Source organism: Microbacterium sp., from assembly GCF_003248605.1.
Classification (GTDB): domain Bacteria; phylum Actinomycetota; class Actinomycetes; order Actinomycetales; family Microbacteriaceae; genus Microbacterium.
Map to the genome: position 1 here is coordinate 1 of NZ_QFPF01000004.1, position 13,456 is coordinate 13,456.

The 13,456-nt window shown below is 70.8% G+C and carries 18 protein-coding genes; 5 read left to right on the forward strand and 13 right to left on the reverse strand.

The features are described from left to right. Together DI573_RS01210 and DI573_RS01215 are read right to left on the reverse strand one after the other, a co-directional pair. Positions 1 to 383 (reverse strand): ATP-binding cassette domain-containing protein (locus DI573_RS01210; RefSeq protein WP_292809786.1); only part of this gene is annotated, 383 nt, incomplete at its 3' end. 86 nt (positions 384 to 469) lie between these two features. After that, positions 470 to 1,279 carry an RNA methyltransferase gene (locus DI573_RS01215; protein ID WP_292809788.1) on the reverse strand — a complete coding sequence of 270 codons (810 nt, stop codon included), beginning with the start codon at positions 1,277 to 1,279 and terminating at the stop codon, positions 470 to 472. Between the two features lie 111 nt (positions 1,280 to 1,390). Between DI573_RS01215 and DI573_RS01220 the strand changes: the two genes are divergently transcribed. Together DI573_RS01220 and DI573_RS01225 are read left to right on the forward strand one after the other, a co-directional pair. After that, positions 1,391 to 1,825, forward strand: a complete 435-nt coding sequence (locus DI573_RS01220; protein ID WP_292809790.1) for a DUF6325 family protein — start codon at positions 1,391 to 1,393, stop codon at positions 1,823 to 1,825. Between the two features lie 15 nt (positions 1,826 to 1,840). Continuing rightward, a complete protein-coding gene (locus DI573_RS01225) occupies positions 1,841 to 2,209 on the forward strand; it encodes an SHOCT domain-containing protein (protein WP_292809792.1) in 369 nt (122 codons plus the stop codon). 16 nt (positions 2,210 to 2,225) lie between these two features. Here DI573_RS01225 and DI573_RS01230 read toward each other — a convergent pair whose 3' ends face one another. The 4 genes from DI573_RS01230 to infC all read right to left on the reverse strand — a co-directional run bounded on the left by DI573_RS01230 (position 2,226) and on the right by infC (position 3,828). Next, positions 2,226 to 2,423: a hypothetical protein gene (locus tag DI573_RS01230; protein ID WP_292809794.1), complete on the reverse strand. Its 198-nt coding sequence runs from the start codon at positions 2,421 to 2,423 to the stop codon at positions 2,226 to 2,228. Positions 2,424 to 2,521: 98 nt separating this feature from the next. Beyond that, positions 2,522 to 2,908, reverse strand: a complete 387-nt coding sequence (gene rplT, locus DI573_RS01235; RefSeq protein WP_292809796.1) for a 50S ribosomal protein L20 — start codon at positions 2,906 to 2,908, stop codon at positions 2,522 to 2,524. Between the two features lie 31 nt (positions 2,909 to 2,939). Beyond that, positions 2,940 to 3,134 carry a 50S ribosomal protein L35 gene (rpmI, locus tag DI573_RS01240; protein ID WP_292809798.1) on the reverse strand — a complete coding sequence of 65 codons (195 nt, stop codon included), beginning with the start codon at positions 3,132 to 3,134 and terminating at the stop codon, positions 2,940 to 2,942. A gap of 73 nt (positions 3,135 to 3,207) precedes the next feature. Further along, a complete protein-coding gene (gene infC / locus DI573_RS01245; RefSeq protein ID WP_292809869.1) occupies positions 3,208 to 3,828 on the reverse strand; it encodes a translation initiation factor IF-3 in 621 nt (206 codons plus the stop codon). Positions 3,829 to 4,129: 301 nt separating this feature from the next. Here infC and DI573_RS01250 point away from each other — a divergent pair, with 301 nt between their 5' ends. After that, positions 4,130 to 4,549: a DUF1844 domain-containing protein gene (locus DI573_RS01250; RefSeq protein ID WP_292809871.1), complete on the forward strand. Its 420-nt coding sequence runs from the start codon at positions 4,130 to 4,132 to the stop codon at positions 4,547 to 4,549. A gap of 46 nt (positions 4,550 to 4,595) precedes the next feature. Here the strand turns inward: DI573_RS01250 and DI573_RS01255 are convergent, their stop codons facing one another. The 7 genes from DI573_RS01255 to DI573_RS01285 form a co-directional block, all read right to left on the reverse strand. Continuing rightward, positions 4,596 to 5,996 (reverse strand): pyridoxal-dependent decarboxylase, encoded by a 1,401-nt coding sequence (locus DI573_RS01255; RefSeq protein ID WP_292809800.1) that lies wholly within the window; start codon positions 5,994 to 5,996, stop codon positions 4,596 to 4,598. Positions 5,997 to 6,043: 47 nt separating this feature from the next. Then, positions 6,044 to 6,844, reverse strand: coding sequence for an SseB family protein (locus DI573_RS01260; RefSeq protein WP_292809802.1), 801 nt, complete (start codon positions 6,842 to 6,844; stop codon positions 6,044 to 6,046). Beyond that, positions 6,828 to 7,574 (reverse strand): bifunctional 1-(5-phosphoribosyl)-5-((5-phosphoribosylamino)methylideneamino)imidazole-4-carboxamide isomerase/phosphoribosylanthranilate isomerase PriA, encoded by a 747-nt coding sequence (gene priA / locus DI573_RS01265; protein WP_292809804.1) that lies wholly within the window; start codon positions 7,572 to 7,574, stop codon positions 6,828 to 6,830. Before priA ends, DI573_RS01260 begins: the two co-directional genes overlap by 17 nt. Before the next feature lie 88 nt (positions 7,575 to 7,662). Beyond that, a complete protein-coding gene (gene hisH / locus DI573_RS01270; protein WP_292809873.1) occupies positions 7,663 to 8,334 on the reverse strand; it encodes an imidazole glycerol phosphate synthase subunit HisH in 672 nt (223 codons plus the stop codon). 11 nt (positions 8,335 to 8,345) lie between these two features. Beyond that, complete coding sequence (gene hisB, locus DI573_RS01275) at positions 8,346 to 8,948, reverse strand: imidazoleglycerol-phosphate dehydratase HisB (protein WP_292809806.1); 603 nt, start codon at positions 8,946 to 8,948, stop codon at positions 8,346 to 8,348. Beyond that, positions 8,945 to 10,030, reverse strand: coding sequence for a histidinol-phosphate transaminase (locus tag DI573_RS01280; protein WP_292809808.1), 1,086 nt, complete (start codon positions 10,028 to 10,030; stop codon positions 8,945 to 8,947). The genes hisB and DI573_RS01280 overlap by 4 nt, the downstream gene beginning before the upstream one ends. 60 nt (positions 10,031 to 10,090) lie before the next feature. Next, complete coding sequence (locus DI573_RS01285) at positions 10,091 to 10,435, reverse strand: LysM peptidoglycan-binding domain-containing protein (protein ID WP_292809810.1); 345 nt, start codon at positions 10,433 to 10,435, stop codon at positions 10,091 to 10,093. A gap of 316 nt (positions 10,436 to 10,751) precedes the next feature. On the opposite strand from DI573_RS01285, the gene lexA reads away from it, so the two are divergent. Both lexA and DI573_RS01295 read left to right on the forward strand, forming a co-directional pair. Then, complete coding sequence (gene lexA, locus DI573_RS01290; RefSeq protein WP_292809812.1) at positions 10,752 to 11,468, forward strand: transcriptional repressor LexA; 717 nt, start codon at positions 10,752 to 10,754, stop codon at positions 11,466 to 11,468. Positions 11,469 to 11,518: 50 nt separating this feature from the next. Beyond that, positions 11,519 to 13,447, forward strand: a complete 1,929-nt coding sequence (locus DI573_RS01295; RefSeq protein WP_292809814.1) for a prolyl oligopeptidase family serine peptidase — start codon at positions 11,519 to 11,521, stop codon at positions 13,445 to 13,447. Positions 13,448 to 13,456 lie beyond the last annotated feature (9 nt).

The window sequence follows — 13,456 nt, forward strand, 5'->3', positions numbered from 1 at the left end:
CCGCGCACCTTGATCGGTCCGAGCGTGACGTTCTCCAGCACGGTCTTGTGCGCGAAGAGGTTGAACGACTGGAAGACCATCCCCACGTCCGCGCGCAGCTTGGCCAAGCCCGATCCCTCTTCGGGCAGCTTCGCCCCGTCGATCGTGATGATGCCGGAGTCGATCGTCTCGAGCCGGTTGATCGCCCGGCACAGCGTCGATTTGCCGCTGCCGGAGGGCCCGATGACGACGACGACCTCGCCGCGGTCGACGACCGTGTTGATGTCGCGGAGGACGTGCAGATCACCGAAGTGCTTGTCAACGTGCTCAATCACGACCAGGGGCTCGCCTCGACGTGCGGAGATGTTCGATGTCTTCGGCTGCACATCGCTCTGGCTGACCATGACGTTCAGACTATGCACAGCCCACGTCCAGGGTCAGTAGGTTGACACGACCTTTACCGGACCGTAACAGGAGCGCGGATGCTGCCTCAGCTCGCCGCGGACCGCTGGGCGAATGCGCTCTCGTACAGGCAGACACTCGCCGCAGTCGCGAGGTTCAGCGACTCCGCGCGCCCGTAGATGGGCAGGCGCAGCGAGGCGTCCACGAGGGCGAGGGACTCGTCGGTGAGGCCGCGGGCCTCGTTGCCGAACAGCCACGCGGTCGGCGACGACAGCATCCCGTCCGCTCTCGCCTCGAGCAGATCGGCGCCCTTGACATCGGCGGCCACGACACGGAGGCCGCTCTCTCGCGCCCGGGAGATCACCAGGTCGAGGTCGCCCCCGAGCGCGATCGGCAGATGGAAGAGCGACCCGGTGGTGGCCCGCACGACCTTGGGGTTGTAGGGATCGACCGTGCGCCCGGTGAGCACCACGGCGTCGGCGCCCGCCGCGTCGGCGGCGCGGATGATCGTGCCGAGGTTTCCGGGATCACGCACCTCCTCGCAGATCGCGACCAGCCGCGGCCCCGCGGCGAACACATCGCGCACCGAGACGGGGAACTGCCGCGCGACGGCGACGACACCCTGCGGCGTCACGGTGTCGGCCATGGCCTCGATCACCGGCTCCGTCGTGAACTCGATGGCGCACGAGGCGTCGGCGGCGAGATCGCGCACGTCGCCGTGCTTCTCGAGAGCCGTCGGCGTCGCGTACAGATCGACGATCGCCTCGGGGCGCCAGGTCAGCGCCTCGCGCACCGCCTGCGGCCCCTCGAGCAGGAACAGCCCCGTCTCGTCGCGGGCACTGCGCTTGCTCAGTTTGGCGACGGCGCGCACGCGCGGCGAGCGCGGATTCTCCAGCACACGCCCAGTCTAGGCAACCGGGCTCGTGCGACCGGCGCACCCCACACGGCCATCGCGGCTCGCTATGCTTCGCTCGGCGGATCCCGCCGAACCTTGATCGAGAGGCACGTCATGTCGTTTCGTTATGGACCGGTGGAGCTGTACCTGGTGGGCTTCGACGGCGACCGTCCCGAGCCGGGCGTCGTCGACGCGCTGCAGAGCCTTGTCGGGTCGGGACTGATCCGGCTGCTCGACCTCGTCATCCTCTCGCGGGAGGAGGACGGCTCGGTCGAGGTCATCGAGATCGAGGACGACGATGACGGCTTCGGGTTCGGGGACATCGAGCTCGCCGAGACGGGGATCGCCGGCGACGAGGACATCGAGGAGCTCGCCGAGTTGCTCGAGCCCGGAACGTCGGCCGCGCTCGTCGCGTTCGAGCTCGTCTACGCCCGGCAGCTCGCGGGCGCGCTCGCCGACTCGGGAGCCGTCGTCCTGAGCGCCGAGCGCATACCCGCGCCCGTCGTGAACGCCATCATGGATGCCGACGACGACGTCGACGCCGACTGAGCGAAGGAGAACACCATGCGACGATCCGGACGACCCGGACTCATCGGACTGGCCGCACGAACCGCGGTCGTCGCCGGCACGGCGAACGCCGTCGGCGGCGCGATGGCCGGCAACCGCGACCGCAAGGCGCAGGCACAGTACGAACAGCAGCAGTACCAGGCCGCCCAGCAGCAGGCGGCGATGGATGCTGCCGCCGCTCGCGCAGTCGCTCAGGCGCAGCCCGCCCCGGCCGCCCCTGCGGCTCCCACCGCACCCGCCGCCGCAGGCCCCGCCACCGCCGGTGTCGACATCGTGGCGGAACTGCAGAAGCTCGCCGCGCTGAGAGAGGCCGGGGTGCTCACCGACGACGAGTTCAGCGCGGCGAAGGCCCGGCTGCTCGCCTGATCGGGAGCCCGCCGGGTCAGAATCCCGACATCCTCATCCAGGCGGCCTTGCCCTGTGCGCGAAGCGCGGCCGCCCGCGGGTCGAGGGCCGCGTCGTCACCGACGCGCTTCATGTCGTCGCGCTGGCGCGGACGGCGGCGAAGCACCGCACGACCGACGAAGGCCGCGGCCCAGCCCGCGGCCGCCACCACGGCCAGCACGATCAGTGATCCCATGCGTCAAGGGTAGGCCCGCGAGGCGGCCACGGGGCAGAAAAGACCCCCGTTCTCCGGACGGAGAACGGGGGTCTTTCTGCACGATGTTGCTCGTGTGCTTACGCCGAAGCCTTCGGAGCCGAGGTGTCGGCGGGCAGCGCGGCCTTGGCCGTCGCCACGAGCGACGCGAAGACGGCGGGCTCGTTCACCGCGAGCTCGGCGAGCATACGACGGTCGACCTGCACACCGGCAAGGCCGAGGCCCTGGATGAAGCGGTTGTACGTGAGGCCGTTCTGGCGGGACGCGGCGTTGATGCGCTGAATCCAGAGACGACGGAAGTCGCCCTTGCGCTTGCGACGGTCACGGTACGCGTAGACCAGGGAGTGGGTGACCTGCTCCTTGGCCTTGCGGTACAGGCGCGAACGCTGTCCGCGGTAACCGGAGGCGCGCTCGAGGATGACGCGACGCTTCTTGTGGGCGTTTACTGCCCGCTTGACTCTAGCCATGTGTCTTGTTTCCTATCCTGATTCGGCGCGCTCAGCGACCGAGAAGCTTCTTGGCGACCTTGGTGTCGGCCTTCGACAGGACCTGGTCCTGGTTCAGGCGACGCGTGCGACGACTCGCCTTGCCCTCGAGGTTGTGGCGCATACCGGCCTGCTGCTTCTTGAGCTTTCCGCTGCCGGTGATCTTGAAGCGCTTCTTGGCACCCGAGTGGGTCTTCTGCTTCGGCATCTCGTTTTCCTTTGCTGAGGCCCCGAAGGGCGTCGTGGGTGTGCACCCGCTGAGGCGGGAGTCGTATGGAGTCCTACTCGACGACCGATTCGGCCGTCTCGGACTCGGGCTTGGGACCGCGAGCCTCGCGCGCGGCCTGCTTGCTCGCGTCGCGCTTGGCGTTCTGCTCGGTCTTCACCTCGGACTTGTTCTTGTGCGGGGCGATGACCATGACCATGTTGCGTCCATCGATCGTGGGGCTCGACTCGACCGTGCCGAACTCGGCGACGTCCTCGGCGAACTTGCGCAGCAGGCGCACGCCCTGGTCGGGACGCGACTGCTCGCGACCGCGGAAGAGGATCATCGCCTTGACCTTGTCGCCGGTCTTGAGGAAGCCCTCGGCGCGCTTGCGCTTGGTCTCGTAGTCGTGGTCGTCGATCTTCAGACGGAACCGGACCTCTTTGAGAATGGTGTTGGCCTGGTTGCGGCGTGCTTCCTTGGCCTTCTGCGCTGCTTCGTACTTGAACTTGCCGTAGTCCATGATCTTGACCACGGGCGGCTTCGAGTTCGGAGCCACCTCGACCAGGTCGAGGTCGGCTTCTTGCGCCAGGCGCATCGCAACCTCGATGCGGACGACACCGATCTGCTCTCCTGCGGGGCCGACGAGTCGGACCTCGGGGACGCGGATGCGGTCATTGGTGCGGGGATCGCTGATGCGGAGCTCCTTGTGATCTGTGGGAGCCGCAGGGCGGAGCCGAGCGGCGAGGCCACCCGGATACGAGGGTCGGATCCGGGTGAAAGGGGACGCCGCATTCCACCCGGCGCGCGGTACATCACAGAGCCCGCCGGCTTCGTGCCCTGGCAACCGGGCCTCTCTTGCGAGACGGTCCGGCGGAGCACCTGGACCCGGTAGCCTGGTGAGCGGCCGACGCGGGTGGGATGCGAATCCTCTTTCGAACCGGGACAGAATGCCCCGGAGCCCGCCATAGCTTAGCAGAGAGTGACGCGTGACCACGATTCCCGGCGACCATGACCGCAGCACCCCCGCGACCGGGGCCCCGACAGGCCCCGACGCCGCACGTCAGGCCCGGTGGGAGGAGCAGGAGCGCGCCGCCTCGTCGGCCACGCGCGACATCGCCGATGTCGCGGCGGTCGAGGTCATCACCACGACGGCGGTCCACCTGCTCAGCGCCGCGGCCGTCAAGGTCGGATTGGCCGATGACCCCGAGAGCCAGCGTGACCTCGACGAGGCGCGCAAGCTGATCAACGCCCTCGCGGGCCTGATCACCGCGGCGGCTCCCGAAGTGAGCGACATGCACGCTCGCTCCCTGCGCGACGGCCTGCGCTCGGTGCAGCTGGCCTTCCGCGAAGCGTCGACGATCCCCGACCCGATCGGCAAGGGCCCGGGCGAGAAGTGGACCGGACCGGTCACCTGATCGTGCGGTGAATCACCGGCCGCCCGATCGCGGCTCCTTCGCACTGTCACGTCGGCGGCAGCGCGCGCGCGACCGCCGAGACGGTCTCGGTCACGGCCGTTCGATCCGTAGCCCAGTTGCTGACCGAGAACCGCAGGACGTCACGCCCCCGCCACACCGAGGAGGAGGCGAAGGCGACTCCCTCCGACCGCAGTCGCTCCCCGAGCGCCCGCGTGCCCGCGTCGTCATCGAGGGCGATGCAGACCTGCGTGAAGACGACGTCGTTGACCACGTGCACGCCCGGCATAGCGCCCAAACGCCCGGCGAGGCCGCGCGCTTGGGCGACGAGTCCGTCCACGAGGTCTGCCACTCCCTCCGAACCGAGCGCGCGCAGCGCCGCCCACACGGGAACGCCACGCGCGCGCCGGGAGAGCTCCGGCACCACCTGGTGCGGGTCCGTGGCGGTGTCGGACGCCGTCTCCACCAGATAGCTCGCGTGCGTGCCCATCGCGGCGCGAACGGCCACGGTGTCGGAGACGATCGAGATGCCGCAGTCGTAGGGCACGTTCAGGGTCTTGTGCGCGTCGGTGGCCCAGGACTGCGCACCCCTCACGCCGCGCATGAGCGCGCGCACGCTGCTGCCGGCGGCGGCCCACAGACCGAAGGCACCGTCCACGTGCACCCATGCCCCCGCGCGCCGCGCGATCGGGACGGCGGTGTCGAAGGGGTCGAAGGCGCCCGAGTGGATGTTCCCCGCCTGCAGCACGACGATCGCCGGTCCCGCATCCTCCCCCAGCGCCCGCTCGAGGGCACGTGCCTCGAGCCGGCCCTGGTCATCGACGGCGATCGGCATCGGGAGCCCGAGACCGAGCATGCGCAGCGCCAGATCTACCGATCCGTGCCGCTCCGCCCCGGCGAAGACGCGGATCACCGGGGCGCCCGTGAGACCGTGGACTCCGACATCCCACCCCGCATCCGCGAGCACCCGGTGCCGCGCTGCGGCCAGACCCGTGAGGTTCGCCGTGGTCGCCCCCGTCGTGAATCCCACGTCGCTGCCGCACGGCAGGTCGAGCAGATCGAGGATCCACCGGCCCGCGGCTTCCTCGGCGGCGACGACACCCGTCGTGACATCGCGCATCCCGGCGTTCTGGTCCCACGCGGAGACGAGCCAGTCGGCCCCGAGGGCCGCCGGCAGCGTGCCGCCCATCACCCAGCCGAAGAAGCGCGGCGACTGCGAGGCCATGAGCCCCGGCTCCACCGCGTCGGCGAGCATCTGGACCACCTCATCCGGACCGGCACCCCGCGACGGCAGATCGCCCCCCAGCGCGGCGGCCACCTCTGCGACGGTCGCTCGGGCCGGAATCGCGTGATCGGCACGGCCATGCAGCCAGGCGAGGGCACGATCGGAGGCCGTCGCGAGCGCGGCGGCGTAGTCGGCATCGATCGAAGGATCGAATGTGTGCGTCATGATCCCCTCCGGGGCGGCCGCGTCTGGGCAGGCGCGCGCGCCGTGGATCAGGAGGCGGGCGGGGCGGATCCTGATACGAGCACGACGCTCAGGGAGTCCACGAGCGTGGCGATGCGGTCATCCGCCGCCCAGCGCTGGGCGAGTCGGCCCAGCACCGCATCCAGCTCGTGGCGCTCGAGGCCCTGCAGGAGCCGCAGCCGCACGACCGTCTCGGGGCCGCGCATGCGCGCGTCGGGATCGCCGGCGGCCAATTCGACGTCGAGGGCGGCCAGCTCGGAGGCGATCGACTCCAGGAACGCGGTGCGCACCGGCACGGAGGTGTGCGGCGGCATCCACGCCTCGCCCTGGGCGAGCGCCCACACGGCGGGGCGGCGGATGACGAACTCGGTCTCGGAGCCGGGGTCGACCACGATCAGGTCGGTGCCCTCGCTCACCGCTGCCTGAGCCACGCGCAGGACCGGTGTGGGGATGGGGCGGGCGGTGGCGTCCCACGCCGTCATCGCCGTGACGCTGCTGAACGCCGGGAGCACGGTGCGGCCGTCGGGGGCTGCCACCGTGACGATGGAGAGCTCCTGCGTCTTGTCGACGACGTGACCGTGGGGCGAGAGGCCCTCGTCGCCGCGCTCAGCGACGAGGGGGATCAGCAGTCGTTCGTCGCGCAGCGCCTCGATGACGCCCTCGGGCCCGGTCTCACCGGCGCGGAACGCGGCGATCGCTCCGAGGAACGCCGACGGGGCTGTTCCGTCGTCGCCCGCGTGGGTGTTGGGCTGGAACGCGCGCCCCTGCCAGGGCACACCCGCCGAGTCGCCGGCGGGCGTGCAGTCGTCGCGGTCAGCCGGCCGCGACATCCAGCGCCTCGGCCAGCGTGAACGCACCGGCGTAGAGCGCGCGGCCGACGATCGCGCCCTCGACGCCGAGCGGGACGAGTTCGCGCAGGGCCGCGATGTCGTCGAGGTTCGACACACCGCCGGAGGCCACGACGGGCTTGGGTGTGCGCGAGGTGACCTGGCGCAGGAGATCGAGGTTCGGTCCGCGCAGGGTGCCGTCCTTCGTCACGTCGGTGACGACGTAGCGGCTGCATCCGGCGGCCTCGAGACGCTCGAGCACCGTCCACAGGTCGCCGCCCTCCTCGGTCCAGCCGCGGGCGGCGAGGGTCGTGCCGCGCACGTCGAGCCCCACCGCGATCGCCTCGCCGTAGCGGGCGATGACGTCGGCTGCCCACTCGGGATTCTCGAGCGCCGCCGTGCCCAGGTTGATGCGCGCGGCGCCGCTCTCGAGTGCCGCTTCGAGCGAGGCGTCGTCACGGATGCCGCCGGAGAGCTCGACCTGGACACCCTTGACCTGCTTGATCGCCTTGCGCAGGACCGCGGCGTTGTTGCCGCGCCCGAAGGCCGCATCGAGATCGACGAGATGGATCCACTGAGCACCCTGGCGGGCGAAGTCGACCGCCGCATCGACGGGATCGCCGTGGAAGGTCTCGGTGCCGGCCGCACCCTGCGTCAGTCGCACCGCCTTGCCTGCGGAGACGTCGACGGCGGGGAGCAGGACGAGCTGGGGCGTTGCGGCGAAATCGTTCATGGATCCTCGTGCGAGTGGCGGATGACCCCGGATGGGCACGGGGCGGGTGCCGGGCCGACCCCGCCCTGCGGGCGAGTGGGCACGAAGCCTAGATCCTAGCCAGGCTCAGGCCGTCGATCCAATTCGCGAGCAGACGGATGCCCGCCGCGCCGGACTTCTCGGGATGGAACTGGGTCGCCGACAGCGGGCCGTTCTCGACGGCGGCGAGGAACCGCCCGCCGTAGTCGGTCCATGTCAGGTGCGGCTTCGGGAAGGGCGGCTGCACGTCGAGGAGCCACTGCTGCACGCCGTAGGAGTGCACGAAGTAGAACCGCTCCGCTTCGAGGCCGGCGAACAGGCGCGAACCGGGGTCGGGGCGGACCGTGTTCCACCCCATGTGCGGCAGCACGGGTGCGTCGAGTTCGGTCACGGCGCCGGGCCACTCCCCCATGCCCTCCGTGTCGACGCCGCGCTCGACGCCGTGTTCGAAGAGCACCTGCATGCCCACGCAGATGCCCAGCACCGGCCGGCCGCCGGCGAGGCGACGTTCGATCAGCCGGTCGCCACCGGAGGCCCGCAGTGCGCCCATGACGGCCGCGAACGCGCCCACACCCGGCACGACGAGCCCATCGGCCTCGAGCACGAGCGCGCGATCGTCGGTGAGCCGGGCGTCGGCCCCCGCGGACTGCAGCGCCTTGACCGCGGAGTGCACGTTGCCGGATCCGTAGTCGAGCACCGCCACGAGCGGGCGCGGCCCGTCGGGCACGATGTCTCCCGGCATGTCGGGGGACGTCACAGCGCACCCTTCGTGCTCGGGATGCCGTGCACCAGCGGATCGATCGCCTTGGCCTGGCGGAACGCGCGCGCGAAGGCCTTGAACTCGGCCTCCGCGATGTGGTGCGGATCGCGGCCGGCGAGGAGGTTGACGTGGACCGTCAGACCGGCGTGGAAGGAGATCGCCTCGAAGACGTGGCGCACGAGCGAGCCGGTGAAGTGACCGCCGATGAGGTGGAACTCGTACCCCGCGGGCTCACCTGCGTGCACGAGGTACGGACGGCCCGAGATGTCAACGACCGCCTGCGCGAGGGCCTCGTCGAGCGGGACCAGGGCGTCACCGTATCGGGAGATGCCCGCCTTGTCGCCGAGAGCCTCGCGGATCGCCTGTCCGAGCACGATCGCGGTGTCCTCCACCGTGTGGTGCACATCGATCTCGGTGTCACCGGACGCCCGGATCGTCAGGTCCGTCAGCGAATGCTTGGCGAACGCCGTGAGCAGGTGGTCGAAGAAGGGAACCGTCGTGTCGATGCGGCTGACGCCGGTGCCGTCGAGGTCGAGGTCGAGTTCCACCGTCGACTCGCTCGTGCGACGGGTGCGGCTGGCCGTGCGGGCGCTCATGACTGCGATCCTAGCGACGCGAGCTGATCGAGGAACTCGGTCGTCTCGTCCTCGGTACCGGCCGTCACGCGGAGCGTGCCGGGCAGGCCGACGTCGCGGATGAGCACCCCCCGCTCGAACAGAGCCTGCCACGTGGCGTGCGGGTCGGCGACAGCGCCGAAGAGGATGAAGTTGGTCCAGGACTCGTAGGGCTCGAAGCCCAGCGCCGAGAGGGTCGCCCCCATCCGGTCGCGCTGCGCGACGATGTCATCGACCATGCCGAGCATCGTGTCGGCGTGTCTCAGCGCACCGAGCGCCGCCGCCTGCGTGAGGGCGCTCAGGTGGTAGGGCAGACGCACGAGTCGCAGGGCGTCGACGAACGCGGGATCCGCGGCGAGATAGCCGACGCGCGCACCCGCGAAGGCGAAGGCCTTGCTCATCGTGCGCGACACGGCGAGCCGCGGCCGGTCGTGCAGCAGCGTCAGTGCGGAACGCTGGTCGTGCGGGGCGAACTCCCAGTAGGCCTCATCGACGACCACCACGCCGCGAGCCGCCTCGTAGACGGCCTCGATCACGGGCAGCGGCAGGGGGGTGCCCGTCGGATTGTTGGGCGAGCACAGCAGCACCACGTCGGGATCGGCATCGGCCACCTGCTCGGCGGCGGCCTGCGGATCGAGCGTGAAGTCGTGCGCGCGCTCCCCGGCGACCCACTGGGCGCCCGTGCCCGCCGTGAGCAAGGGGTACATCGAGTAGGTCGGGCCGAAGCCGAACACGCGGCGGCCCGGACCTCCGAAAGCCTGCAGGATGTGCTGCAGCACCTCGTTCGAGCCGTTCGCAGCCCACATCTGGTCACGGGTGAGGCCGTGACCCAGGTAGTCCGCGAAAGCCTCGCGCAGTGTCACGAACTCGCGGTCGGGGTACCGGTTCACCTCGCGCAGGGCGACAGCGATGCCGTCGAGGATGTCGTCGGCGACCTCCTGCGGAACCGGATGCGTGTTCTCGTTGACGTTCAACGCGATGGGAACGGCAGCCTGAGGAGCTCCGTAGGGCCGCTGCCCGCGCAGGTCGTCGCGGAGCGGAAGGTCATCGAGGGATGCAGTCACCCGATCAATCGTAGAGCGCACCCGCCGCGCCCCGACGAGTCAGGAGGCGTACGTGACGGGTCAGGATGCGTACTCCGCGGGGAGGGAGAGCACCTGGCCAGCGCGCAGGGTCGAGGTGTCGAGCGCGTTGAGCCGCGAGATCGCGTCGACGACGTCGCGCGGGTCGGCGCCGGGTGCCACGCGCTGAGCGAGCGACCAGAGAGAATCGCCGGGCAGGACGGTGACGGCGGTGAAGGCCGTCTCCTCGGCGCCCGCGTCGCGTGAGGCGAGAGCGGAGCCGCCGCTGATGACACCGAACGAGAGCACGGCCGCGAGCGGAATCGCGACGACGGCGGCGAGGACGCGCCGGCCCCGTGTCGTCAGACGAAGGCGCGTGTTCGGTGTCGTGATCGTTGCGGCGGTCATGGTGTCCTCCTGGGGCGTGTGCCGTGTGTGGTGCCGGGAGCGCGGGGACGAGGATTCGAAGACTCCGTCCCGACGTCCGCATCCGGACCTCGGCCGGGAGGTCCGGATGCGTACGTGCGTTCCGAAGTTATCTTCGATATCGCCTCAGGTCAAGCTGTTCTTCGAACTTCGTCACCGCGATGCACCCGACACGCTCGAAAGAATGTGCCGAAGACTCCCGCGGATCGGATAGCCTGCAAACGGCTCCGACGAGCGCGGACACAGTCCAGTAGGGGCCACCGACATTCGAAGCCGACAACGGCGGGAGGAGAGTCCGATGGCACTCGAGAACGAGGTCACCGACGGCGGAGCGGAAGCCGCGCCGGCCCCCGAGGCGAAGCCGCGCACACGCCGGCGCAAGAGCCTCAGCGACAAGCAGATGGCGATCCTCGAGGTCATCCAGCGCGCCGTCCAGGCGCACGGATACCCGCCCAGCATGCGGGAGATCGTCGATGCCGTCGGGCTGCGCTCGCTCTCCAGCGTCACCCACCAGCTCAACCAGCTCGAACTCTCCGGCTATCTGCGGCGCGATTCCGGCAAGACCCGTGCCATCGAGGTCCTGATCGACCTGCCCGGCGTCGCCGCCGAGAATCCCGCCGACGCGGCTCCGCCGATGGGCGATGCCGCCCTCGTGCCGCTCGTGGGGCGGATCGCCGCCGGCGTGCCGATCACGGCCGATCAGCAGGTCGAGGAGATCTTCCCGCTCCCTCGGCAGCTTGTCGGCAAGGGCGAACTGTTCATGCTGCGGGTGTCGGGTGACTCCATGCTCGACGCCGCCATCTGCGACGGCGACTGGGTCGTCATCCGCTCGCAGAGCACCGCCGAGAACGGCGACATCGTCGCCGCCATGCTCGACAGCGAGGCGACGGTCAAGACCTTCCGCCGCCGCGACGGCCACACCTGGCTCCTGCCGCGCAACTCCGCCTTCGAGCCGATCCTCGGCGACCATGCCACCGTGCTCGGCAAAGTCGTGGCGGTCCTTCGAGCTGTCTGAGTCCCGGTCGACGGCGACTGTGCCGAACACTCCCCGCGTAGCCTGAGACCATGCCGACCCTGCCCTACGGATCCTGGCCGTCGCCGATCGAGGCTGCGGAGGTGGCGGCCTCGTCACCGCGCATCGACGGTGCCCGCTTCGTGGGCGAGGACATCTGGTGGAGCGAGTCGCTGCCCGGTGAACGCGGCCGCACCGCGATCCTCAGCGTGGGCATCGGCGGCGGCGACACAGCGCCCGAGGTCCTGCTTCCGGCGCCCTGGAGCGTGCGTTCCCGGGTGCACGAATACGGGGGCGGCGCCTGGGCGGTGACCGACGAGGGATCGCTCGTGTTCGTGGAGCATTCCGACCAGCGCGTCTGGCGCATGGCGCCGGGCACCGAGCCCGAGCCGCTCACCCCCGCCGACACGGGAGCGCGCTTCGGCGATCTCGTCTGCAGCGGAGATCGCCTGCTCGCCGTGCGTGAGACCCACGACGACGGCGCGGCCGCCCCGCTGCGCGACATCGTCTCCATCGCCCTCGACGGCTCCGGCATCCACGTGCTCGCCGCCGGACGCGGCTTCTACGCGGCGCCCGCGCCGAGCCCGGATGGCCGGCTGCTCGCGTACGTCGCCTGGGATCATCCCGACATGCCGTGGGACCGCACGGATCTGCAGATCGTCCCCCTCGGCGCCACGACGACGCACGCACCGAGGACGATCGCCGGTGGGCCCGGCGTGTCGGCGCTTCAGCCCGAGTGGTCCGGCGGCGCGCTGCTCTACGCCTCCGACGCGAGCGGGCGCTGGCAGCTCGAGCGGCGGCGCGCCGACGGCGACGAGCCGGGCGACGAGCAGCAGCTCACCTCGGGTGACGCCGACACCGGCGGGCCGCTCTGGAACCTCGGCGCCCGCTGGTACGCCCCCCTCGCGGACGGGCGCATCCTGGCGGTGCGCACCCACGGACGCGACACCCTCACGATCCGTGCGGCCGACGGCACGGGCGAGCGCGTGCTGGACGTGCCGATCTCGGCGCAGATCCTCGTACGCGACGTGCGGGGTGCCCGCGCGCTCGTGACGGGCGCGGGTGCGACCGCCCCGATGGGGCTCTGGCTCGTGGATGTCGACGACCCGGGCGCAACCCGCGCTGTCCGCGGGGGCGCACTCCCGCGTGACGAAGCGTGGTACCCGCGGGCCCGCGCGATGACCTTCACGGGTCCGTCCGGTCCTGTGCATGCGTTCGACTACCCGCCCACCAACCCGGGGACGCACGCGCCCGAGGGCGAGCGGGCTCCGTACGTCGTCACCGTGCACGGCGGCCCGACTGCGCATGTGGCGGGCGAAGTGAGCCCCGCGGTCGCCTATCTCACCAGTCGCGGCATCGGCGTTCTCGACGTGAACTACGGCGGATCCACCGGGTACGGCCGCGCCTACCGGGAGCGTCTGAAGGGGCAGTGGGGCATCGTCGACGTGCAGGATGTCGTGGCCGCGGCCTCGGGACTGGCCGACGCCGGCCTCGCCGATCGGGCGCGGACGGCCATCAAGGGCGGGTCGGCAGGCGGGTGGACGGTGCTGGCCGCACTCACCGGTTCCGACGCGTTCGCGGCCGGGATCAGCCGATACGGCGTGGGCGATCTCCGCGCCCTCGCCGCGGACACGCACGACTTCGAGGCGCGGTACCTGGACGGCCTCGTCGGGCCGCTGCCGGAGGCCGAGCAGATCTACATCGAGCGCTCGCCGCTGTCGCACATGGACGGCCTGAGCGCGCCGGTCCTCCTGCTACAGGGCGCGGAAGACCGCGTCGTGCCACCGGCGCAGGCCGAAGCGCTCCGCGATGCGCTGGCCGCCGGCGGCATCCCGCACGCCCTTGTGATATATCCGGACGAGGCTCACGGCTTCCGCCAGGCGGCGACGATCGTGCACGCGCTCGAGAGCGAGCTCAGCTTCCTCGGACAGGTCTTCGACTTCGAAACGCCCGGCGTTCCGACGCTTCCGCTCGAGCGCTGACCCGGCGCT

Coding starts and splice junctions, on each gene's coding strand:
- DI573_RS01220 (WP_292809790.1), top strand. CDS start 1,391: ATGTCGTTTCGTTATGGACCGGTGGAGCTGTACCTGGTGGGCTTCGAC.
- DI573_RS01225 (WP_292809792.1), top strand. CDS start 1,841: ATGCGACGATCCGGACGACCCGGACTCATCGGACTGGCCGCACGAACC.
- DI573_RS01230 (WP_292809794.1), bottom strand. CDS start 2,423: ATGGGATCACTGATCGTGCTGGCCGTGGTGGCGGCCGCGGGCTGGGCC.
- rplT (WP_292809796.1), bottom strand. CDS start 2,908: ATGGCTAGAGTCAAGCGGGCAGTAAACGCCCACAAGAAGCGTCGCGTC.
- rpmI (WP_292809798.1), bottom strand. CDS start 3,134: ATGCCGAAGCAGAAGACCCACTCGGGTGCCAAGAAGCGCTTCAAGATC.
- DI573_RS01255 (WP_292809800.1), bottom strand. CDS start 5,996: ATGACGCACACATTCGATCCTTCGATCGATGCCGACTACGCCGCCGCG.
- DI573_RS01260 (WP_292809802.1), bottom strand. CDS start 6,844: ATGTCGCGGCCGGCTGACCGCGACGACTGCACGCCCGCCGGCGACTCG.
- priA (WP_292809804.1), bottom strand. CDS start 7,574: ATGAACGATTTCGCCGCAACGCCCCAGCTCGTCCTGCTCCCCGCCGTC.
- hisH (WP_292809873.1), bottom strand. CDS start 8,334: ATGCCGGGAGACATCGTGCCCGACGGGCCGCGCCCGCTCGTGGCGGTG.
- hisB (WP_292809806.1), bottom strand. CDS start 8,948: ATGAGCGCCCGCACGGCCAGCCGCACCCGTCGCACGAGCGAGTCGACG.
- DI573_RS01285 (WP_292809810.1), bottom strand. CDS start 10,435: ATGACCGCCGCAACGATCACGACACCGAACACGCGCCTTCGTCTGACG.
- lexA (WP_292809812.1), top strand. CDS start 10,752: ATGGCACTCGAGAACGAGGTCACCGACGGCGGAGCGGAAGCCGCGCCG.
- DI573_RS01295 (WP_292809814.1), top strand. CDS start 11,519: ATGCCGACCCTGCCCTACGGATCCTGGCCGTCGCCGATCGAGGCTGCG.